19 protein-coding genes are annotated in these 22546 nt (G+C 51.8%); 10 read left to right on the top strand and 9 right to left on the bottom strand.

The features are described from left to right. Window positions 1-70: 70 nt before the first annotated feature. Complete coding sequence (era, locus tag VB741_RS20060) at window positions 71-1003, bottom strand: GTPase Era (protein WP_323366980.1); 933 nt, start codon at window positions 1001-1003, stop codon at window positions 71-73. A 61-nt stretch (window positions 1004-1064) separates the two neighbouring features. Then, window positions 1065-1502 carry a secondary thiamine-phosphate synthase enzyme YjbQ gene (locus VB741_RS20055; protein ID WP_323366979.1) on the bottom strand — a complete coding sequence of 146 codons (438 nt, stop codon included), beginning with the start codon at window positions 1500-1502 and terminating at the stop codon, window positions 1065-1067. 207 nt (window positions 1503-1709) lie between these two features. Between VB741_RS20055 and VB741_RS20050 the strand changes: the two genes are divergently transcribed. Next, window positions 1710-2819 (top strand): pentapeptide repeat-containing protein, encoded by a 1110-nt coding sequence (locus VB741_RS20050; RefSeq protein WP_323366978.1) that lies wholly within the window; start codon window positions 1710-1712, stop codon window positions 2817-2819. Window positions 2820-2891: 72 nt separating this feature from the next. Here the strand turns inward: VB741_RS20050 and VB741_RS20045 are convergent, their stop codons facing one another. The 3 genes from VB741_RS20045 to gltX all read right to left on the bottom strand — a co-directional run bounded on the left by VB741_RS20045 (window position 2892) and on the right by gltX (window position 7809). Then, window positions 2892-3971, bottom strand: coding sequence for a glycosyl transferase (locus VB741_RS20045; RefSeq protein ID WP_323366977.1), 1080 nt, complete (start codon window positions 3969-3971; stop codon window positions 2892-2894). 272 nt (window positions 3972-4243) lie between these two features. Further along, entirely contained in the window at window positions 4244-6139 is a 1896-nt protein-coding gene (ftsH2, locus tag VB741_RS20040; RefSeq protein WP_323366976.1) for an ATP-dependent zinc metalloprotease FtsH2, read from the bottom strand. 221 nt (window positions 6140-6360) lie between these two features. After that, window positions 6361-7809 (bottom strand): glutamate--tRNA ligase, encoded by a 1449-nt coding sequence (gene gltX, locus VB741_RS20035; RefSeq protein WP_323366975.1) that lies wholly within the window; start codon window positions 7807-7809, stop codon window positions 6361-6363. Between the two features lie 362 nt (window positions 7810-8171). Here gltX and VB741_RS20030 point away from each other — a divergent pair, with 362 nt between their 5' ends. Together VB741_RS20030 and VB741_RS20025 are read left to right on the top strand one after the other, a co-directional pair. Then, window positions 8172-8786 carry a DUF1614 domain-containing protein gene (locus VB741_RS20030; protein ID WP_323366974.1) on the top strand — a complete coding sequence of 205 codons (615 nt, stop codon included), beginning with the start codon at window positions 8172-8174 and terminating at the stop codon, window positions 8784-8786. Window positions 8787-8900: 114 nt separating this feature from the next. Continuing rightward, window positions 8901-9335: a DUF6918 family protein gene (locus VB741_RS20025; protein WP_323366973.1), complete on the top strand. Its 435-nt coding sequence runs from the start codon at window positions 8901-8903 to the stop codon at window positions 9333-9335. Between the two features lie 39 nt (window positions 9336-9374). On the opposite strand, the gene VB741_RS20020 is transcribed toward VB741_RS20025, so the two are convergent. Both VB741_RS20020 and VB741_RS20015 read right to left on the bottom strand, forming a co-directional pair. Continuing rightward, the gene (locus VB741_RS20020) at window positions 9375-11345 is read right to left on the bottom strand and encodes an FAD-dependent oxidoreductase (protein WP_442786407.1); all 1971 of its coding nucleotides are present in this window, start codon (window positions 11343-11345) and stop codon (window positions 9375-9377) included. A gap of 225 nt (window positions 11346-11570) precedes the next feature. Beyond that, window positions 11571-11957 (bottom strand): RidA family protein, encoded by a 387-nt coding sequence (locus VB741_RS20015; protein WP_323366971.1) that lies wholly within the window; start codon window positions 11955-11957, stop codon window positions 11571-11573. A 301-nt stretch (window positions 11958-12258) separates the two neighbouring features. Here VB741_RS20015 and VB741_RS20010 point away from each other — a divergent pair, with 301 nt between their 5' ends. From VB741_RS20010 to VB741_RS19990, 5 genes are all read left to right on the top strand, one after another. Then, window positions 12259-13200 carry a hypothetical protein gene (locus VB741_RS20010; RefSeq protein ID WP_323366970.1) on the top strand — a complete coding sequence of 314 codons (942 nt, stop codon included), beginning with the start codon at window positions 12259-12261 and terminating at the stop codon, window positions 13198-13200. Window positions 13201-13366: 166 nt separating this feature from the next. Then, a complete protein-coding gene (locus VB741_RS20005) occupies window positions 13367-13789 on the top strand; it encodes a hypothetical protein (protein WP_323366969.1) in 423 nt (140 codons plus the stop codon). Further along, entirely contained in the window at window positions 13746-14333 is a 588-nt protein-coding gene (locus VB741_RS20000) for a hypothetical protein (protein ID WP_323366968.1), read from the top strand. Before VB741_RS20005 ends, VB741_RS20000 begins: the two co-directional genes overlap by 44 nt. A 28-nt stretch (window positions 14334-14361) precedes the next feature. After that, complete coding sequence (locus VB741_RS19995) at window positions 14362-15744, top strand: hypothetical protein (protein WP_323366967.1); 1383 nt, start codon at window positions 14362-14364, stop codon at window positions 15742-15744. 98 nt (window positions 15745-15842) lie between these two features. Further along, window positions 15843-16268: a Fur family transcriptional regulator gene (locus VB741_RS19990; RefSeq protein WP_323366966.1), complete on the top strand. Its 426-nt coding sequence runs from the start codon at window positions 15843-15845 to the stop codon at window positions 16266-16268. A gap of 422 nt (window positions 16269-16690) precedes the next feature. Here VB741_RS19990 and dnaN read toward each other — a convergent pair whose 3' ends face one another. Then, complete coding sequence (gene dnaN / locus VB741_RS19985; RefSeq protein ID WP_442786406.1) at window positions 16691-17818, bottom strand: DNA polymerase III subunit beta; 1128 nt, start codon at window positions 17816-17818, stop codon at window positions 16691-16693. Between the two features lie 509 nt (window positions 17819-18327). Further along, window positions 18328-19686 (bottom strand): chromosomal replication initiator protein DnaA, encoded by a 1359-nt coding sequence (gene dnaA, locus VB741_RS19980; RefSeq protein WP_323366964.1) that lies wholly within the window; start codon window positions 19684-19686, stop codon window positions 18328-18330. A gap of 946 nt (window positions 19687-20632) precedes the next feature. Here dnaA and VB741_RS19975 point away from each other — a divergent pair. Both VB741_RS19975 and def read left to right on the top strand, forming a co-directional pair. Continuing rightward, window positions 20633-21811 carry an HhoA/HhoB/HtrA family serine endopeptidase gene (locus VB741_RS19975; protein WP_323366963.1) on the top strand — a complete coding sequence of 393 codons (1179 nt, stop codon included), beginning with the start codon at window positions 20633-20635 and terminating at the stop codon, window positions 21809-21811. A gap of 4 nt (window positions 21812-21815) precedes the next feature. Continuing rightward, window positions 21816-22352, top strand: a complete 537-nt coding sequence (gene def, locus VB741_RS19970; RefSeq protein ID WP_323366962.1) for a peptide deformylase — start codon at window positions 21816-21818, stop codon at window positions 22350-22352. Window positions 22353-22546 lie beyond the last annotated feature (194 nt).

The raw sequence follows: 22546 nt of genomic DNA, 5'->3' as shown, positions 1-22546 counted from the left end.
TGTTCATGCCTTGTATTGCTGACCAATCCACCCCATTGCGCACCATGAAATGTACATGGTGCGCAATGGGCTAATCTTCAATGCGGTAGCCCAGTTCTGCCAGATGAACCCTCGACTGCCGCCACCGTTCCTGCACTTTCACAAACACTTCCAGGTACACCTTACCCGCAATTAATTTTTGCATTTGTTCACGGGCCGCCGTATTAATGATTTTCATCATCGACCCCTGTTTACCAATGAGAATCCCTTTCTGGGAATTACGCTCCACGTAGACCGTGGCCAACACATTCGTAATTTTCGGTGTTTCCTCCACCGCCTCGATCACCACCGCCACCGAGTGGGGCACCTCTTCACGGGTTTGGAGCAACACCTGTTCACGAATCAGCTCTCCCATAATGAAACGCTCGGGCTGATCCGTGACTAAATCCGGGGGATAGTAATAGGGGCCTAACTCCAAACGCTCTATCAGAGTTGCCTTTAAAGCATCCAGTCCCGTTTCAGTCACCGACGAAAACTTACACACGGGCCAGCCATTTTCATCGGCCAAACCCTGGTAGCTAATGTCAATCATCTGGGCCTTAGACTCGGACTGGAGGTCAGCCTTGTTGATGCCCAACACAATCGGCACTTCACTGCGTTTGAGGATATCGGCAATAAACAGATCGCCTTTCCCAAGGCCAGTCGTCCCATCCACCACAAACAGGGTGACATCCACAGAATTGATCGCAATCCGGGCATTTTTCACCAATACTTTGCCCAGCTCATGGTGAGGTTTATGAATCCCAGGGGTATCCACAAAAATTATCTGGGCCTCGGGTAAAGTCATCACCCCCCGCAAACGATTGCGCGTGGTTTGGGCAATGGGGGAAGTAATGGCAATCTTTTGACCCACCATTGAATTCATCAGCGTCGACTTGCCCACATTGGGCCGTCCCACAATACCCACAAATCCTGAGCGAAACCCTGGCGGTGGGGATGGGGTTCCCCCCAAATCAATGGTCATTCTTGTCCTATGCCTCTAAGTCTTATCCCTTAGTCTGGGCTACTGGCTACCTTTAAAGTCTTTAAATACCTGTAATATGCACCACCACATCACGGCGATGGCTCCGGCTCCGGTGCTCCCATAGATAAATCCCCTGCCAGGTCCCCAAAGCCAACCGTCCATTCGTAATGGGAATCTGCTCCGATGTATGGGTTAAGGCAGTGCGCAGGTGAGCGGGCATGTCATCTGGTCCTTCGTCATTGTGGCGATAGTCAGCGCCCTCAGGGACTAACTTGGACAAAAAAGTTTCCATATCCATCAGGACGGTGGGGTCCGCATTTTCCTGAATGACCAAACTGGCTGAGGTGTGGCGTAAAAACAAACAACACAGCCCCATGGTTACCCTAGATTCACGGACGGCATCTTGCACCTGCATCGTAAAACGCTGAAGAGCCTTGGGACGGGTCTCTAGCGTCAGGATCGTTTGGTAATGAATGGTCAAGGAGGTGGTGGAAGGCATGGGCGATATCCTCTGAATTGGAGACGCATGATGTCTTTTCAGCATAGAACAGGTCTCTATAAAGAGATAACAAATGTCCTTGAAAACACAGCCTCGTTTCTAATCCTAGGCGTTGTATCAGTTATCGAGTGGGGAATCTTGGATCTATAGATACTAGGTGCTCTTTTAGACCTTGGCTAGACCATTTACCACTTAGTTTGCCACTGCATGCTGTCCCCAAGTCCCATTATTGTCATCATGCAAGGTGTTGCGGAATGGAACCACTGGCGGCGCTTACAAGCTCCTAAGGCAGAAGCACCTGAACTGAGAGAGGCCCTTCTGATTCGGGCGGAGTTACCGAGGATCAACCTTAGCCACGTAGACGGCTGCATCAGTAATTTTTCGGGGGCTAACTTATTTAAAGCCGATCTGACCCAGGCTAGTTTCTACACCGCCAACCTATCCCAAACCAGGCTGGACTGTGCGCAGCTGCGGGAAGTGGACATGCGGGAAGCCAACCTGAGGGAGGCGAGTCTGATCAGGGTGGAGGCTGAAAACAGTAACTTTGCCATGGCGGACCTGCATGGTAGCAATCTGCGGGAAGCGATTTTGAACCACAGTACTTTTTGTGAGGCATCTTTGACTGATGTCGATGGCTGCATGGCCCACATGGACCATTGCAATTTCAGCTATGGAAACTTACAAAATAGTGTGTTCTATACAGCTAATTTACAGCAGGCCAATTTCAGACGGGCCAATTTCACCGCAGCGGACTTTCGGGAAGCGAACCTAACCCAGGCCATCTTGGAGGATATCAATGGCTGTCGAACAAACTTTGCCAGGGCAATTTTAGATCGCGCCATCCTCACAGGGGCTGTGCTGACAGAAGCGAACTTCACCATGGCTAGCTTAAATTTGGCAATTCTCAACCAGGCTAACCTCAGCCATGCCCAGATTCAAAACGCTATTTTGACTCGGGCGAGCCTGGTGGACACAACCCTATACCGGACACAGTTACAAAACAGCATCCTAGAGGAAACGGATTGTCGCCAAGCGGTGTTTAGGGAAGCCAATTTGGAGCAGGTCAATTTTCGCGGGGCCAACCTCGCGGGGGCAAATTTTCGGGGGGCCAACCTCACGGGGGCTAATCTCATGGGGGCCAACCTACAGGAGGCCTGTCTGGTGGATGCCAATTTGCACCAGGCCAACTTGAGCCAGGTGGACCTCCGCTCCACTCAGATGGCAGGGGCAGATTTCAGCCATGCTGTTTTGACGGGCACTCAAATGCCAGCCGATGATGCGCAGTCAATGGACAAGGTGCTAATAGCTTCGCTTTAGAAGCTTGGGTGATGACACCTTGTCCCAATGGGGAACGGATTTTTGACCGAGGGCAAAACTCCCGATTTCCATCTAAACGGAGCTGAGGTATTGACCAATGGCGCTAGCAATCACATCATTGCCATCCTTAGCCAACGGGCCCAGGGACGGGGGCACTAACGGCTGGGCTAAAAATGACCAGTCTCCGGCAAAAAACGCGCTGCTGTCTAGGATTTGGTGGTGGGCATGGCGTTGAATGCCTGCCAACAGCAAAGCCGCTTCGGCAAAGTCCTGGCGGGGAATGGTTACAATGCCACAGTCTTCACGACAGGCTTCGGCAAAGGTACTGTAGCCCGGTTTTGAAACTATGCGATCGCAAATCACCATCAAGTCCACCGGTCGCAGGGTACGGTCGGTCACCTTGAGGAGGTTAGGTAAATCTGGCGCTTGGCGATCAAAGGTAAGAAACTGCCAGTCCGGGTAGGCCAATAGTGCTTGCTCATAGGGAATTTGGGCCAATCCCAATCCACCGAAGGTGAGGAGAATGGTGCGCTCCTTCGGGGTGGTGAGACCATAGCGGTCCCTGAGGGCAGCGGCGGTAAGTTTAGGGATGCCACCGGTGAGGCCCACATCGGTAATGTGGGGAAAGGCGGTCATGGGCTCATGGAAGGGGAGGCGGAACATGCGATCGCAATCCCCAAAACAATCCGCAATCCAATCGGCAATAGCCTCAAACTCGCCACCCCAGGGCCGATAGATAAAATCCCAACCAAAGTTACTCATCATCCAGCAAGGAATACCCACCGCCTTCGCCAGCTGGGTCACCAGGGGAGGAATATCCCCAAATATGAGATCTACTCCCGCCCTCAGCACAAACTCTATCTCCGGCGCCAGAATCTCCTCCCAATGGTCACGAATCCACTGCAATTTCTCCAAGGTGGCGGCCTTATCCATGGTCAGGCTATCGCTTTGCAGCACACCAATATCAAAACTCACCGATCGATAGGTCACCCGATCGGTGGGTAAATAGGATTGCAACAGCCATTGGGGTGCGGTCGTCGCCAAGATAATGTGCACATCCGGATAACGCTGTAGTAAGGTGGCCGCGACTGAAGCCCCCCGAGTGGCATGGCCAAAGCCATGGTTAGTAATGGCCAAATAAAGCTTAGGCATAAAATCTATGTCTTCCTGTCGATGTATTTAAGTGATCCAGCTATAGGCGCAAAGCCATCCCTATCGATTGGATCAAACCCAGCTGAGCCTCCAGCTCGGGGCTGTAGATCGCCGTTTCCCAAATAAAACGGTACGGGGAGCCATGCGACAGGCATGAAATTTTTAACAAAAAAATGGTGAAGTAGACAACGCCACCTCACCATTTTCGATGCTCAAGTTCAGACCAGTTCATCGACCAGACCTATCGGCCAGTCAATAGGATGGCTGAATCTTTAAAGGACAGGGACAAACCGCTCTTTCTCAGGAACGGTTGTATATTCTGCAATAATCTGGCGGAACTCCTCCCCATCAAGGGTCTCTTTCTCAATCAGAAGATCCACCACTCGATCGACAGCAGCCCGATTTTCCTCAACCATACGCTTAGCATCGTCGTAGCACTTGCTAACGATGGACCGCACCTGCTCGTCAATCCGCTTGGACACCGCTTCGGAATACTCCGAACGGCCCGCCCAACTACCACCCAGAAAGACTTCACCTTGGGGATTCTCTAGGGCGAGGGCACCCAGTTCGGAGGACATACCAAAGCGAGTTACCATTTGCCGAGCCATGGAAGTTACCTGCTGCAGGTCATTGCCCGCACCCGTGGTAACTTCAGCATCGCCAAAGATGATGTCCTCGGCAGCTCGGCCGCCCAGGGCACCGGTAATCCGGGCTAACAGCTGAGAACGTGAAATCAGCATCTGGTCTTCACTGGGGGTAAACCAAGTTAAACCTTGGGCTTGACCACGGGGAATTAGAGTTACCTTCTGAACTGGATCATGGGCTTTAACCAGGGTACCAATCAGGGCATGGCCCACTTCGTGGTAAGCAATCAGACGCTTGCTCTTACCATCCACCAGGGGAGTACCTTCCATCCCGGCAATAACCCGATCCACCGCATCATCAATTTCCCGCATGGTGATGGCATCCTTGCGACGGCGGGCGGTCAGAATAGCCGCTTCGTTGAGCAGGTTTGCCAAGTCAGCACCGGTAAAACCAGGGGTGCGGCGGGCGATTGTATCCAACGAAATATCCTCCGCCAGCTTCTTATTGCGGGCATGGACCTCCAGCACAGCGATCCGACCTTTAACATCGGGCGGATCCACCGATACCTGACGGTCAAAACGGCCGGGACGCAGTAGGGCAGAGTCGAGCACATCCGCCCGGTTAGTGGCTGCAATCACGATGATGCCGCTATTGCCCTCAAAACCATCCATCTCCGTGAGCATCTGGTTGAGGGTTTGCTCACGCTCATCGTTACCGCCACCAATGCCGGAACCACGGGAACGACCCACCGCATCGATTTCATCAATAAAGATGATGCAAGGGGCATTTTCCTTCGCCTTCTTAAACAGGTCACGGACCCGGGAAGCACCCACACCCACAAACATCTCGACAAATTCGGAACCGGAGATACTAAAGAACGGTACCCCCGCTTCTCCAGCAATCGCCTTGGCCAGAAGTGTTTTACCCGTTCCAGGAGGACCCACCAGCAGGACACCCTTAGGAATCCGAGCACCCACAGCAGTGAACCGCTCAGGCTTTTTCAAGAAGGTCACTACTTCTTCTAGTTCTTCTTTTGCTTCATCAATCCCGGCTACATCATCAAACATGATGCCGGTCTTGGCTTCCATCATGAACCGAGCTTTGGACTTACCAAAGTTCATCGCCTGGCCAGGGCCACCACCCACACCACCATTAGAACGACGGAACAAGAAAAATAGACCGGCAATCAGCAGGAACGGAAACAGTAGATTCCCTAAAACACCAACCAACGCACCGTCATTGCGGGGAGGATGGGAATCTAGGCTAATGTCTGAATCGCGGAGGCGCTCCACTAGCTCAGGAGCACTGCCAGGAAGATCCACGCGCCAGCGCATCACACGGTCATCGAGCTGTGGATCAACCGCTTCAACAATGGCTGTGCGACCGCCATCATAGAGGTCAACCGCCGTCACCCGACCAGAATCTATATAGTCTAAAAACCGGCCGTAGGTCATACGGGTATTGGCCGTATTATTACGACTCATATTTGCGGGGTCTCCGCCCATGGACCCTTGCCAGAAGAAAAACCCAATTAACAGGGCTGGCAACGTCCAAAGCAGAATGACTCTCCAAGAAAGCTTCATATCTCGGTGGCCTCGTTGTAATTAATCGTCCTAACTGCCGCTGCCCAGGAATGGTAATGCCCATCCTGCAAACAGACTTTCAAACCGATGTACTGATGAAAAATCCCAAAAATGAAAACTTTCTAGATCAGACAGGTTCTATTGGTTACATTGTTTACTAAATGTAACGTAAATTCTCAGAAAGAAGCAATGCGTTACGTACTGAACCAGCAACAGATGGGTTAGCGGCCTAGTGCGATCGCACGTTCCAAACGCCCCTGATCAAAGCCCCGCTGGTGCAAAATCAACCAGGACTCCACCAAATCAGGCCCCTGCATATCGGCCATCAACGCCGCCCGCAGCGATCTCATAATCACCCCTTTTTTCACCCCCAACGTCTTCGTAACTTGGGTAATCAGATCTTGAGCATCACTGATTTCATTCAAACCGCCATGGGCTTGCAGCGCCTCTAACACCGCCTGCATCGCATCAGCCACCCCGTCTTTTTGAAGTTGCTCAACGGCGGCATCCGCAAAGTCCATGGTCGGGGCAAAGAAAAAGCGCCCCAGCTCCACACAGTCCTTCAGACGGGTGAGACTAGGTCCTGCTAAGGCAGCCAGCTTCAATAACCAATCGCGGTCGGTGGCCAGATCAAACTCATAGCCCGCTTCCTTGAGGTAAGGCTCCATTAACGGCAGCAGGTCCTCTGGAGATTTTTCATGGAGATACTGGCTGTTGAGCCAATCCAACTTATCCCAGTCAAACTTAGCCCCGGCCTTATTCACCCGGTCAAAGCTAAACAGCTTGGCCGCCTGATCCAAGGTAAAAATCTCCTGAGCCTCGGGGGCAGACCACCCCAGCAGGGTCATGTAGTTCACCAAGGCCTCGGGGGTAAAGCCCATGGCCTTGAAATCAGAAATGGACGTCACCCCATCCCGCTTAGACAGCTTCGCCCCTTTCTCATTCAGGATGAGCGGCGTATGGGCAAACTGCGGCACCGGCATCCCCATCGCTTCGTAGAGCAAAATTTGCTTAGGAGTATTGCCCACATGATCCTCACCACGAATCACATGGGTAATGCCCATATCCGCATCATCCACCACCACCACAAAGTTATAGAGGGGCTGCCCCATTTCTGTGCTGGATGACGCTCGGGCAATGACCATGTCACCCCCTAGATCTCGCCCTTTCCAATGCACCGGGCCACGCACCATATCATTCCAGGTAATATCGCGGTCGTCATCGATCTTGAAGCGGATCACCGCCTGTCTCCCCTCCGCCTCAAAGGCGGCAATTTGTTCAGAGGTGAGGTCACGGTGCTGATTGTTATACCGGGGCGCTTCACTGCCAGCCTTTTGCTTTTCCCGCATGGCCGTCAGTTCGTCCGGGGTTTCATAGGCCCGATAGGCCAGGCCTTGATCCAACAGGGCTTGGATTTTTGGCTGATACAGCCCCATCCGCTGGGTCTGATAGACCGGCTCCTCATCCCAGTCCATACCTAGCCACCGCAGGCCTTCCATAATGTTCTGGGTGTATTCAGGCTTAGACCGCTCTAGATCCGTATCTTCCACCCGCAGAATAAACGTACCGCCCTGGGAACGCGCAAACAGCCAATTAAACACCGCAGTTCTGGCGGTACCAATGTGAAGATTGCCAGTAGGACTCGGAGCAATCCGAACACGAACAGACATGTTGATAATGCCGACAACGAAACAGCTAGGTCTATCAGCGTACTATATGGCCGCCAGGGCAGATATAGCTTGACGCACATCGCTCACCACATCAGGCATGGCTGAAAGCGAGAGATATCCATGACAAATAACTGCCACCCGCCCCCACCAAGTACGGCGTTTTCTACTTCATGCACGCTCATATCCACGCCACAATAAATCAGTGACAAGGGTAACAGACACACAGCCCGTGGCCAAAAGGCATGGCAACAAAGGCTGTGAAACAGTTATGACAACAGTTGCTGCAACAACCCATTTGCTCACAACCACACCAGGCACTACTCAGTTTAGCCACCCATTTAGTAACCAGGAGCATCCTAACCATGATTGTTTTGCCAATCGTATTATTTTTATTTGTGATGCTCCTGCTCCCCCTGGCCATCACTGGGTTCACCGTGGATATGGTGACCGTGGCTGTCACAAAACTAGGTTTTGCCCCTGGGTTAGCGATTCTCCTGCTGGCCGCCATTGTCATCGGCAGCAGCATTAATATCCCCCTCTATCAGAAGAACCTGCAGCCCGTGGGCATGAGCTGGGGCCCTCAACGCTCCGTCGTGGCCCTCAATGTTGGTGGCGGCCTCATTCCCATCATCCTGGCCCTCTATCAGATCACCCGAGGTCATGCCCTGGCCATCCTGGTCACAACGGCCATCGTCACCTTAGTCAGTTATTCGGCCGCCCAAGTCGTCCCCGGCACTGGCATCCGCATGAATGCCATGGTGGCTCCACTGACAGCGGTGGTGTGTGCCTGGCTCATTGGGGGCGTGGCAGCCCCGAGTGTGGCATTTGCTGGGGGCATTTTGGGTACCTTAATTGGCGCAGATCTACTGCACCTCCGAGAAATTGAGCGCCTATCCTCGGGCACCCTCAGTATCGGTGGAGCAGGAGTCCTGGATGGGATTGCCCTCTGTGGCCTATTTGCCCTACTCCTAGCCTGATGACTCAAAGATCCGACAAATTTGCCTGAATCTACTGAGGGAACCGGAACAATAATAGTAATGAAAATTCTTTATGAATTAGTAACACTTATTTGATTCTTTAGGTGATGTCTTATGGGACTGAGCGAAAAAATTCAAGACCAGGCAGTACGAGCTAATATTGCTGCTGACTGCGCCAAGTTAATTGATAAACAGGTAGCCGCCAAGGGGGGACTATCTGGTATGGCCATGAAAACCGCCTATGGGGTGATCAAAGGTGTTGGGGCTGGCTATATTCCTGGAGCTATTGAGCGGCTACTACCAGATGCCTGTAAAGCCCTAGAGCCCATGTGGCAAGAAGGCACAGCAACGGGCGACCCGGTCCAGTTCCTCAGCGACCATAGCGAGCGCACCGCCGATAGCATCCTCAGTGTGACCGATGCCCGCATCGCCAACACCAATAATGGCGTAGTTAGCGCCACCTATAAAAAACTCCGTAAGTCGGTCAAGAACGACGTAGAAGCCGCCGTTCCCGATCTAGCCCAAATCCTCAGCAGCCACGCTGCTTAAGAAAAACGGTGTGAGTTTTCCCTCACACCGTTTTTCCCATTACCAAACCCGCCAGTCTTCCCAGTCCAAATTAAAAATGGACGTGTCCGGGAAGGCTGTCGGGTTGCCGCGTTTTTGAATCCGCTGCTGCAACTCTAATAAGCCAGGCTCAGCCCTCGGTAGATCATCCACCAAACTATAGGGCAACAGCTGATGCTCTAGGGCGTAGTCAATGGTTGCTCCCGCGGCAATCCCCGTGGACCATTCAAAGGAATGGACGCGATAGGCCGCCGCCGCAATCGTACTGGTGGCAATGCTTTTGCTGGCGACCAGCAGGTTATCGATATCCTGGGGAATCATCGCCCGAAGAGGAATCTGACCGGGATAGCTCTGGCCATGGGCCCGGCGGATGCCGGCCCGCTCAGTATTGCCAGGCAGCTCCGGGGGGGACTGCTCCATACAGGGGTGAAAGTCGATGGCATACTGGGCAATGCCGACGGAATCGGGAAAAATGGTGGACCGAGTCCGGCGGGGAATATCGGCTGCATTCTGGTTTGAGTCAATGGCAGCGGTGGTTTCTAAACCCGCTAGGGCCCGGCGCAGGGACAGATACATATTGCCGGGGAGCTGGGTTTGATAGTACTCATCGCTGTAATCCACCCGAGAAATATCAATTTCGTTGATCATAAATCCTTCGGGATGACCATAGGCTGGTCGACCCACAATCCGACGCGCCTCACGAATGTAGGGATGTTTGGAAAGGCCATGGGCCGTATTCATGGGGGAATCAAACCCGGTTAAGAACCGATGGCGCAGATCCACATCTTTGACCCCATACCCCAACTGAGAATCCGTCAACCCCGCGATTAACCAGTAGTAATAGCTCAGAGCATTTTCTTCCCCCCGCCGCAGGGTATCTATCCGCAAACCGCCAAGCCAACCCCCTGGCTCTAGCTGTCCCGTGGTCTCTAACTGGTCATGGGAATAAATCAGGTTATCCACGACGGTACCAGGTCGGTAGTCATTCCCCCAGGTCCAGTTTTGCATGGAGATATCGCCGGGCTTAATGTCGCTCACTCCAAAGATGCGTTTTTCAGGTCGCTTCCCTGGAGCCAGCAAACGGCGGTAGGTGAAAACAAAATCGATGTAGTTAGTGTTATCCCGCTGCCGCTCAAAACTAAAGTAGGGGGCATAGGTGTCGTAATAGGGCGGTTTCTCAGCCGATTGGGGCGACTCGGTACGCTCCATGGCAAAGGTGTAGGTGAAGCCCTGGGTGCAGTAGGGGTCCCCCGTCAGAGCTGGCGAAGACGGATTGAGATAGGACTTGGGATCTAATCCTAAGCGATAGGGAACACCAGCCAGGGCAATCACTTCGCCGGTTTCCGTGGCTTCCACCACATACCAGTCTGCCGGACCAGCATGGCCCCTGGGCTCAAAGCGAATGATCCGTTTGCTCAGACGTTCCGAGTCTTCATAGCCATAGGCATCGGCTAAAAATGCGGAGAGGGGCTCGGTGTTAAGGGGTGGGGTACCAGGGGCGGGGATGTGTTGGATTGCGATCGCACCCCCAATCATCGCCCCCTCCACCTCCAGCTCTTTCACCACCGTTGACGGAAACCACTTCAGCTGTCCCTTCCCTTCACGGGCCGCATCCTTCAGCATGTCCACCAAAATTGCGTGAGCATCGGCAGGTAAAAAGCAAACGGCACTCACCCAACAGTCCCCTGGATTTTGGCGACCATAATGATCCAAGACCCGCTGGCGCAGTTCCTTATAACCCGCCGCATAAAACCCTAGCTGGCGCTGCATTCTAGCCTCATCAAGGGCCGTAGTTCCCTGGGATGTGAGCTGCCCCCCCAACCAATCGGTCATCTCCGTCAGACAGACCGTGCGACCAGCATGCAAACTTTCATAGGCAGTAGCCACCCCGGCCAAACCACCCCCAACCACCAAAACGTCACAGATCTCCGTTTGGTCGATAGACATGGGAGCCGCCGCCAAGGGGCTAGCCAGCAGTAGAGAAAAGCCCATGACCGCCAAAAATCGCTGTCCCAGATTACGGGCAATCATCTTGACAGAACCATCCATAAATCTTTCCTTAGTCACTGACATCACAACATCCCAGGCCATCTTCAGCAACTATACCCAGAAGGTCCAGCAACTGTGGCACTCCCTCAGTGAAATGACTGAGGTCTCCGGAGAGGGCCCGCACCAGTCACCGGCGAAATGATTGCGGTCTCCGTAGGGGGGCTAGGACTAGTCACCACAATAAACAATCAGATCAATTTCAACATCTCCATACCCAGCTAATGCGGTGATCCCCACCGTAGTTCGACTAGGGAGACGAGTCTGATCAAAATAGGAAGCATAAATCTGATTAACAACTTCGTAGTACCGAAAGTCCGTGACAAAAATGCGCACCATAACAACATTTTCAAACCGGGTCCCAGCATGGGTCAGCACCCGTTGCAGGTTATCCATCACCTGACGCATTTGAGCTGCAATATCCAGCTTCAGCACCTCTCCAGAGCTAGGATCTTCAGCTAACTGCCCCGTCACAAATATAAAATCCCCAGCCCTCACCGCATGGGAGTAGGGAGCCACCGGAGGTAGGGCATCGGGCAAAGTAATAAATTCGAGCATGGTAAATGTATCCGCCAACAATAGACGACGTGTGGGTATCTTTGCCCATTGAACAAGACTTTGCCATGCACGGGATCAAATCCATCCAATCAAATAGATCCCGTTAGATCCCGTAGATCCCCAATGCCCCTAGATCAACATAGATCATTTGGATCAACAGCCCCAGACCCAACCCTCCGGCCCAAAGTCTAGAAATTTAGGCCCAAAATCAAGCAAAAAGCTGATCATTTTCACTATACATATGGTACATTTGTATTAATAATAGATCATATGTTCTATCCGTTCTCCCCTTTGCCGTACCATGAGCGATTTAGATATGGAACTTCAGACTATTCGGCAGAAGCTTCAAACCCTTAAGGCTGCTCCTCCGGAGACCATAGCAGCCCCTTGGGGACAGTCGCGGTCTGTTCCCTCCCCCAACTTGGCCCAGGTGACAACGGCTATTGAAACCCTGAGACAGCGCTCTAGTTCTCCCCAGTCTCTAGGTCTAGCCATGGCTCCAGCCAATCTATCTAGTCCGAGTTTGCAACAGTTTGATATCGCCCTGGCTAACGTTGAGCAACTAGCCCAGCAACAACAGCAAGCGCTATATCGTCTAAAGGCCCAGGGCGACCGTCTGACACAACAAATCCAGCCCGGCACATCCCCACAAATTGATCACATTGCCCACTTTTTAGCCACCTGCAACACCCTACAAATTCCCACTATTCAAAAGAATAACGAGGGTTATTTAAGCTTGGCCTATTACCCGGTGAATTTTCATCAGGCCGAGAATGACGCCACGTCGAATGCTGAAAAATTGAGGTTGCGATCGCAGCTATTCAAGCCCGGCATTGATCATCCCCAAAGGGAGATCCTGGGCTTAGATGAGAGTCCCTATGACGGACCAACCCCAGGAGGCTTCCTCGAAGATCTTGGCCACTTCTACCAGCTGGCAATCCGAGCTATTCAACAATGGTTCAATCATTATCTACCGCCGCCCAGGGCCCGCTCCCCCCGCTCCCAGCGCTTCACCCTGCTCGATGCTTCAATTTGGTGTATCGGAGCAGCGATTGTCCGAATCATTCTCAACCAGGTGTTTCAGTTTTATCCAGCCCTATGGACACCGGTCGCATTGATGCTCATCGCCGGCCTGATCATCAGCCTCTACCAAGCCATCTTTAGTGTCCGTCCCAATCCCGTATTAGGATATCGCACCCTAGTGATCATCCTCGGTCTCCTCATCGGTGGCCGTTTTTCCTAATCACACCCAAGCATTCCCCCAACTGGATATCAGAGCTTCTATACATTTTCATAACCGCAGTTCAACAGAATTCATTATTCAAGTTGTTTCCACCGAGTCCAGTCTCAGTCCCGTCCAATTTCAGTCCTGCACAATCTCACTATTCTCAATATAAAGAGGTCTTTCCATGGTTTTTCAACAAAATATTCCCCATCGCCCCCAGTCCCATCGTTTAGGAACAAAACCCTTAGTGGCCGCCAGCCTAACTATGATCTTAGCAGCACTGCTGGTTGATTTCGACAGTCTCACAACAGTTTTTTCCTCTCCAACCACCTTAGGTCAACAATCCGATTGCAAGACAGTTGTTAGCAATGAAGCCCAACTTTCCCGCGAACAGCTAGCCACACTCCTCACCATTCCAGAACGAGATGCCAAAACACGGGTGCGTCAGGTTGTCAGTGAGCCCTACTGCCAGCTACCCACCCTAAAAATCCGATCCGGTGTTGACGCCGAAAGAGAAGCCTATCCCCTGGCCTTTGATCCAGACACTACCCTTGTAATTCTCTATGAAAATGACGAGTATGCAGGCTACCGTTTCAGTTTTGAGTAGGTTGTTAAATTGGCCTCAGGCTAAATTATGGATATTGTTAGGGGGACTAGCATTAAGCAGTTGCCAAACCCCAGATATCCCACCCCAGCGGGCCATCAATATTCAACAACAGTGGGAATTAGAACCGGGTGATCAGATCGGCGAGCACCTGGTGGTGGGCAGCTTAGGCGATATTTCTATTCAGCTTAAGCACCAATCCCTACGGGTTCCATTTCCAGGCAAAGTAGAGCCCAGCACAATCGAACAATGTGTGATCTATTCCACCCCAGAAGTGCCAGCCTACCTCTTTCGGTTTTGCGGTCTGCAACGGCCAAAATTTGGCCCGGTCAAAGCCGGACAAAAAATGGGCAACGGCAAACAGATCCAATTCGCCACCTTGCGCCGCCAACCCGATGGCACTTGGATCATTGTGGAACCCTCAACTGGTGTCCTAGAGAGGGCGATTTCTAAACACCCTGGTTCAGACAAAACAGAACCTGAACAGAATGAGCGTGAACAAGTGAAATCCCCAAAAATACCCGCAGACAAAACCTCAATTAATTAGTTCACCCCTGTTGGAACCCTTGACTGCCATGCCACGTTTTAAGCTCCATCATCTATTTGCCTTGTCCCTATTGGTCAGCGCCCTGGGTGATCGGCCGGCCCAGGCCATGGGGGTGAACTTTGACCTAGACAGCCCTTCTCCCAAGCCTTCAGTTACCACAAATAAGGCCACCCTAGAGCATCCACCCATTGCGCCCCTCAATGTTGCTGCAGCTAGTCCAGGACTTCCAACCTATCAAGCACTACCCATTCCCCCAGAAGCAAGTAATCCTCCCACCAACCAAACCTCAACCAAAACACCATTACCCCAGAACGTCATCGCCTCGACTCGGATCTTGACACCTCCACCCATGGAGGCCCTGCCCACCACGCGAGTACTCACTCCAAACCAGTCCCCATCAGGGCGCGCGCAGGAGGCCATTGGCCTCAGTTTTAACTCTCCCTCCCAGTCAACCATCGCCAAGACCATCCAACCGTCCCAAGCCGCCGGAGAGCAACAACCTGCCATACCCCAGTGGATCTACGAAGGCGGTTCTAACTCTTTAGTTGCCAGGGTGATTGGCAGTGCCGAAGGCACCCGTACCCCTAGTGGTCAACCCACCCCCGCCTACCAGGGTCACACGGACCCCGGCAATGGTGTTTGGAATATGGGCACATTTTCCTACCAACATGGTGCCTCCTCCCCCGAGGAAGCCGACACTAAACAGCTCAAGCGCCTACAAAAGCAGGGTAAAAGTCTTGAACAACAAGCCAAACAAGCAGACTTGTCCATGTCCCTAGGAGAAGTTTTAAACGGTTTAGATTTAGCCAATCAGTCCCCCAGGGCTGCCCTAGAAAGGGGCGGCTATATCGACCGCCTCGCCCAAGCTAGACAAAAAGGACTGAACAATGACGACGCCATCGTCTGGGCCCGCACCTATGCCTATATGGATCCTGACACCCAGCGCTGGAATGCCCCTGGCCTAGGGAATACCTTACCCAGTATTCAACGGGACCAAAATAGACGCTACCAGGCCATTACCCAAGCCTTTGACCATTACCTGGCACAACGGGAAACCACCGGCGATGCCCCGGCAGACAGCTTACAAACTCCAGCATTAGCGCTAGCTCCTTTGGCTCCACCGCCCGCCCCGACGCCCCTCCAGGCAGACGAACCACCCCGAACAAAGCAGGACCCAGCTCTGTTCCCTGCCCCGACCATAGATCCCGTAGGGTTTAGTGTAGCTGAGGTGTCGTCCCAGGTAAGCCCCCCTCAGCAGGCAAGCCCCCCTCAGGCTGAAGACAGTTCCCAGGCCAAGGTTGTTGTCCCTGGTGTAGCTGAGGTTTCATCCCAGGCAAGTCCCCCTCAGGCTGAAGACAGCTCTCAGGCCAAGGTTGCCCCTGGCAGCGATACTAGCCAAATTCACAGTTAACGCCTGAAGACCGCAAGAGTCAGTTTGCCGTTGGCGATAGACAACAATAAAAAAAGCAAGCTAGAGTGAGTTTGATGTCGGCTGGCAATGTCAATATCATGCAAACTCCATCCTCGCCAATTTCATCTTTGACAGACGCCATTGAGCGCTGTCAATCGTTGGGTATGCGACTGAGTCGTCAGCGCCGCTACATACTAGAGCTGCTATGGGATGTGCAGGAGCATTTATCCGCCCGCGAAATTTATGACGAACTCAATCATCGGGAAAAAAAGATCGGCCATACCTCGGTTTACCAAAACCTGGAAGCACTGTTTGAACAGGGCATTATCGAATGTATTGAGCGTTCCGATGGCCGTCTCTATGGTCACCTCAATAGCTCCCACAGCCATGTCAACTGTTTGGAGACTCAGAAAATAATTGATATTGATATCAAACTACCCGACGCCGTCATTCAAGAAGTAGAACAACTTACCGGCCTTAAGATTACAGATTATCGGATTGAGTTCTTTGGGACAGCTGACTAAACAGAAACTAATAAATCAGGCGCTAATAAATATAAATCGGTCAATATAAACCTTGTTCAACTCCCGAAAGGTCGTTTTGCCCGATGGCAACTAACGGTCTGGAAGATAGTTTGAAAGCACAAGCACTGTCTGTAGAATTTTCTGTAACTTATTCTAGTTTGTACCCCTAACCATTTAATACATCCCGACTAAATAAGACAAATACGGTGCCAAAAACAATTGCGGCCATCGCTAATTCCATATCTAGTACCTTGCTAAGTTAGCTTGCATATACTAGATTGCCCTATTATGCGTCCTAATGCACGTACTAAATTGAACTTTATTGGATTTTTGATGATCGATTAAGTTTCTTTGGTAATAGAACTGGCAATGAACGATTAACTGATCTGTATGTATTTACAGCCGATGCTAAGGGCCTATGCTTAACTGCGGATTTGCACAGGCATGACCAGATAGGTCATCTGCAATCCACTCACAGGGGTCAAAATAGCTGGACTGGTGGCCGAGTTACATTGCAGCTGAATTTCAGAGCTGGGCAAGGCCCGCAGACCTTCTAGCAGATAACGCACATTAAAGGCAATGTCGAGATCGTCCCCCGTGACCTGGGCAGACATTTCTTCTCGGCCACTTCCGACTTCCTGGGCTTCGACAGACAGCGCCAGGGTCTGGTCCGTACTTGAGATGGAAAGCTTAACAATGTTATTGCGCTGATCGGCCAAGACACCAATCCGCTCTAACGCCGCCATGAGTTGCTTGCGATCGATGGTTAGCTGACGCTCAAACTTGCGAGGAATCAGCTGACGGTAGTTGGGATACTGGCCTTCTAAAAGTCGGGTTGTAATCCGCTGATGGCCTAGTTCAAATACCACTTGGGTCGGATCAAACCTCAAGGCAACCGGTTCTGTACCCTGATAAGCCTGGAGCATGCGCTCCAATTCTCGCAGTGCTTTCCCAGGTACGGTCACGTCGATGGACAGGTCCATACCGGAGTCATCCACACTTTGGACCACAGCCAGGCGATGCCCGTCTGTCGCCGCAAACTCTAGATTTTCGGGTTCTGCAATCACATGCACACCCGTCAAAACTTGCTTGGTTTCATCGGAACTGGTAGCAAACAAGGCCCCCCGCAGGCCTTCTAAAATGGATTCGGCCGAAACACTGGCCACCTGGCCATCTTCCACCAGCGGTAGGTTGGGATAATCGGTTGCATCCATCCCCCGAACCCGATATTCTCCAGCGGAACAGGTTAGGGTGATCACCGGTTCAGTTTCTGATTGAACAAAATCTAGGTCTTCCGGCGGCAGTTTAGCCACGATATCCCCCAATAGTTTGGCTGGGACTGTTAGTATCCCCCCAGTATCCACATGGGCAGAGAAACTGGTTTGAATCCCCAGGGTTTCATCAAAACTGGTCAGAGTTATGCGTTGTGTGTCCTCATCCACATTAACCAGAATATTAGCTAGCACGGGCTTATTGGGTCTCGAAGGAACGGCCCGACTAACGATGGAAAGGTGCGTGTTGAGATCACCTTGGGAACACACGAACTTTATGGCTGACATATCAATCTCAAGAATGCTGGCCAATCGTAACACCCTGCAAGAAGGATGGAAAGGCTTTATTTTGAACAAGTTTTGCTTGTCTAGACTCTAGATCTAACTCTTTATTAGATTTAAACAATAGTAGTAGTAGGGGCTGGGGAAACTGTGGAAAAGCCGATTATAGTCTTGACTTGCCAGGGGTTGATTCTTTTTAGCCTTGGGGAAAACCTGTGGATAGATCAGAACGTTTTCCCCAAGGCTCCCAGGGCGCCAATCGTTTTCCCCACTAGGCGTTTTATTCTCCCCAGCTAATCCCCAACTTTTCCACAGAAAAAATAGGGTTTTCCCCAGGGAAATAGACGTGGTGTGTAGCATGAAACTTAATATTTTCAATGGGTTCAAGCGCAAGTAGGTCTAATGTTTATAGTTCTGCAGTACTGTTTTCCACAGAAAAAGTGGGGACGATCTGGATTTAGATTGTCCCTATTTGGGTTTCTTGGGGTGACAAAGCTGAAGGGGCGTTATTGATTGCTGATGGTGATGCGATCGCTAAGTTCGCGAATGGTCTGGGCCATATTCAGATCCTTTTTGACCATCTGGGCGATTTTGTCACAGCTATACAGCACCGTCGTATGGTCCTTGCCGCCAAAGACTTCACCAATTTTGGGCAGGCTCAGGTCTGTATGCTGCCTCAGTAGATACATGCCGATTTGCCGAGCCTGGCTGATTTCTCGGCGGCGGGAGTTGCTCTTGAGATCGTCAATCGGCACATTAAAGGTCTCGGAAATAATATCTAGGACCGATTTGGGGGATGCATCTATTCTGCCTGCCGGTGCGTCGAGGACGGGTTTGAGGTTTTCGATGGTCATGGGTAGACCGGAGATGGATGTATAGGCAATCGCTCGAATCAGAGCCCCCTCCAATTCTCGAATGTTAGAGGTGTAGCCTGCTGCAATATATTCCGTGACATCTCGGCTGAGGGTCACATTTTCGTATTCAGCTTTCTTTTGCAGAATAGCCATGCGGGTTTCAAAGTCCGGGGATTGAATATCGGCAATCAGTCCCATGGAAAACCTTGAGCAGAGCCTTTCTTGCAGCCTAGGAATTTTATTTGGGGGACGGTCAGAGGCTAAGACGATCTGTTTGCCTGCTTCATGGAGTGTATTGAACGTGTGGAAGAATTCCTCTTGGGTATACTCCTTGCCTTCAATAAACTGAATATCGTCTACCAAGATAATGTCCACAGCGCGATACTGCTCCCGAAAGCGCTGCATACTATCGCGGCGGATAGCGGTGATCAGGTCGTTGGTAAATTGTTCGGTGGAAACGTAGGCAATGCGGGCGCTGGTATCGATATCCAGACGATAGTGCCCGATGGATTGCATCAGATGGGTTTTACCCAGACCAACACCGCCACACAGAAATAAAGGGTTAAATTCCCGACCTGGGGACTCAGCTACGGCTAATGCGGCGGCATGGGCCATGCGGTTATTGGCCCCGACTACGAAGCGGGAAAAAACGGCCTTAGGGTTGAGGTCGGGGGTGCTGGATTTACCGTTATGGTTCCGTTCTGCCACTTGGGAGGGCGGCCAAGCAACGGCTTCGGCGGATCGATCCGTGTCCCCATCCGTATTTTCACTAACGGTGACAACCACATTAATGTCGTGGCCCAGCAGTTCCTGGGCCACGTCGGAAATCACTTGGATGTAGTGTTTCTGAACCCAATTGCGGGCGAAGGGATTGGGGGTGGAAATTGTGAGTGTTTTATCGGCTAGGGTTTGCACCCTGGTGGGCTTAATCCACGTTTCAAATGTAGGGCCGCTGAGTTGGTCCTGAAGTTTCTCGAGCACTTCATTCCAAAGACCTTCTACTTTGTCCACAACTAACCCTCCGACTAAAGGTGAGCACACTCTGCGCTAACGATTGACACATTGCCCTGTCCAGGATTGACTGTTGGACAGGGCAATGACATCTACCTCAATAGGTGTGACTACTCGCCTTTGAGTAGTCATGATTTTTGGGTAGGATGAACTTTTCTTAGGGATCTCAAGCTAAAGTTCGCTCGGTGGTTGAGCGAGAGCAATGCCTTGGGCAGTTCGCCATGACTTCAACGTTTAGGTGCAACTGAATAGTTGCTGGAGACTCGATTACAGTCGAAAACTGCATCGGTGTATGGAACCGTTTTTAGGATGGTCTAACGCAACGATTGTAATTTGTGGTTTTGCCTACTCTAGGATGAAATTACGGCTAGATCAACAGGGGCTAGGGATGCACCCCTAAACTAAAAGCGGACGGTAAATCAGGCTGTTTGCCCTAATTATCTGGCTTGGTTAACTGCCCATACTAGACTTGAGACTGTGTAAATACGTAGGTATAACTGCTTAGAATGTTGGAAACTACTTAGTTCTAATACACTAACCTGTTGTTGCTCACATATCCAGAAAGCACACATACAAAAATTTAGTTTGGATGTCGCTATCTTTAAAGGATGTGCTCTCCTTCTCCAGGCAAGGTTTTGCTAATGTTTGATCGGTTCTGATGGCTTGAGCCTTTCCAGGGATGGTTGGAATTGGTCGGGTACTGGAGTATTGGCAGGCAACTTTAGGTGCTCTGAAGATTGTGCGATCGCAACAAGTGGCTCTCCGGACAGCTCGAGTTTCTGTCAGCAAATTACAATAAAAGTTGAATTTATTAGACGCCGTAATCTTTGGGAAAGCGGTTTCCATTATGTCCCAGTCTGCATCTAGTCGTTGTTCCTACGGCAAAACGACTGGTCTGGACATGGACAAGGTCTAATGTTCCCTTCCATGATCCATCACTCAATTCATGTCTAATCTAAGCCCTTCTACAGTTCGGTTTGTTAAGTCATTAGTGACCTATGGCTTTATTGCCGTATGCAGTACGACGGCAGCGGTACTGACCACGGCTCATCTAGTGCCGACCACGGCACAATCCTCGCCTGAGACGGGAACTGGACGTTTGCTAACGGATCGCAGCTTTATTGCTGCGGTGGCCGAGCAGGTGGGTCCAGCGGTGGTCCGGATTGATTCATCCCGAACGGTGGCCCAGCGGCCCAGTGTGTTTAGTGATCCGTTCTTTCAAGAATTTTTTGGCACCCAGGGGGAACAGCCGTCTACTCGGGTAGAGCGCGGCCAGGGATCTGGGTTTGTGGTCAAGGCCGATGGCCTCATTTGGACCAACGCCCATGTGGTGGAAGGGGCCGATCGGGTGACGGTGACCCTCAAGGATGGCCGTGAGTTTGTAGGGGACGTGGTGGGAGAAGACCCCCTGACCGATGTGGCAGTCATTAAAGTGGAAGCCCAAGGACTACCGACGGTCACCCTAGGGGATTCAGAACGGCTGCGCCCAGGGGAATGGGCGATTGCCATTGGCAACCCCCTGGGGCTGGACAGCACAGTTACAGCAGGTATTATCAGTGCCACAGGCCGCACGAGTGCCCAGATTCGGGTGCCGGATAAACGGGTCCAGTTTATTCAAACCGATGCCGCCATCAATCCTGGTAATTCCGGTGGTCCATTATTGAATGAGCGCGGTGAGGTGATTGGGATTAATACGGCCATTATTGGTGGAGCCCAGGGTTTAGGATTTGCGATTCCGATTAACTCAGCCCAACGTCTGGCCCAGGAATTGATTGAGAAGGGGCGGGTGGATCACGCTTATCTGGGGATTCAGATGCGCACATTAACCGGGGACCTGCGCCAACAAATTAATCAAGATTCTCGCAATAATATCCGCCTATCTGTCGATGAAGGGGTGGTCATTTTAGGCGTGTTACGGGACTCTCCAGCGGCCCAGGCGGGCCTGGATGTGGGCGATGTGATCGTATCCATGAACGGCAAAACCATCAACGATGCCGAACAGGTCCAGCAGATTGTGCAGGACGTGGGCGTGGGAGATACCATTGCTATCGAGATTGACCGAGGCGGCCGCCAGGTAAGCTTGGCTGTGGAGACCCAGGCGTTGCCTCAGGCGCAGCGGCGATAGGCACATGGGGAATGTCCGTCCGGTGATTGAATTAGGGGATAGGCGGCTGAGGCAGCGGGCCCAGGCGATGGACCCTGGGATGGATCTTGGAGCAGATCTTCACCTCCAGAGGTTGATTGATGATCTGCTGACCACGATGACGGCTAAAAATGGCGTAGGAATTGCGGCTCCTCAAGTAGCGGTGGAGCAGCAGTTGTTTATTGTGGCGTCCCGGCCTAATCCCCGTTACCCCCAGGCTCCCACCATGGAGCCCACGGCCATGATTAATCCTCATATCCTTAGCCACGGCGATGAGCTGGTCAGGGGTTGGGAGGGGTGTCTAAGTGTGCCAGGGCGGCGGGGGCTGGTTCCCCGCTACCGTGAAATTGAGGTGACATATCTGGATCGCTATGGCCAAGTGCACCAGCGATATTTTCAGGATTTTATCGCCCGTATTTTTCAACACGAGCACGATCATTTGCAGGGCAAAGTTTTTCTCGACCGGGTGGAGGATCCTCAGGATGTGTTGACCGAAGCCGACTATCAGCAGCGATTTGGCTAACCAGAGTTAGCTCTGGTTAGCCCTAGTCGTAGGATGGGTCTAACCAGAGTCAAAACTCTAAAGTTAAAGGGCGTAACCGGTGTTCCTCGGCCATCAGTAAAGGGGCTGAAGTATTGTCAGTTGGAGGTTGTAGAGCATCAAGCAGGAAATAGGACTAGAGTTGGAATATGAACGCCAATCTAGTCCCAACAATA

This window comes from Leptothoe sp. PORK10 BA2, assembly GCF_034932105.1.
Classification (GTDB): domain Bacteria; phylum Cyanobacteriota; class Cyanobacteriia; order Phormidesmidales; family Phormidesmidaceae; genus Leptothoe.
The sequence above is the reverse complement of the archived record's forward strand: the minus strand, read 5'-3'. Positions and strand labels throughout refer to the sequence as shown.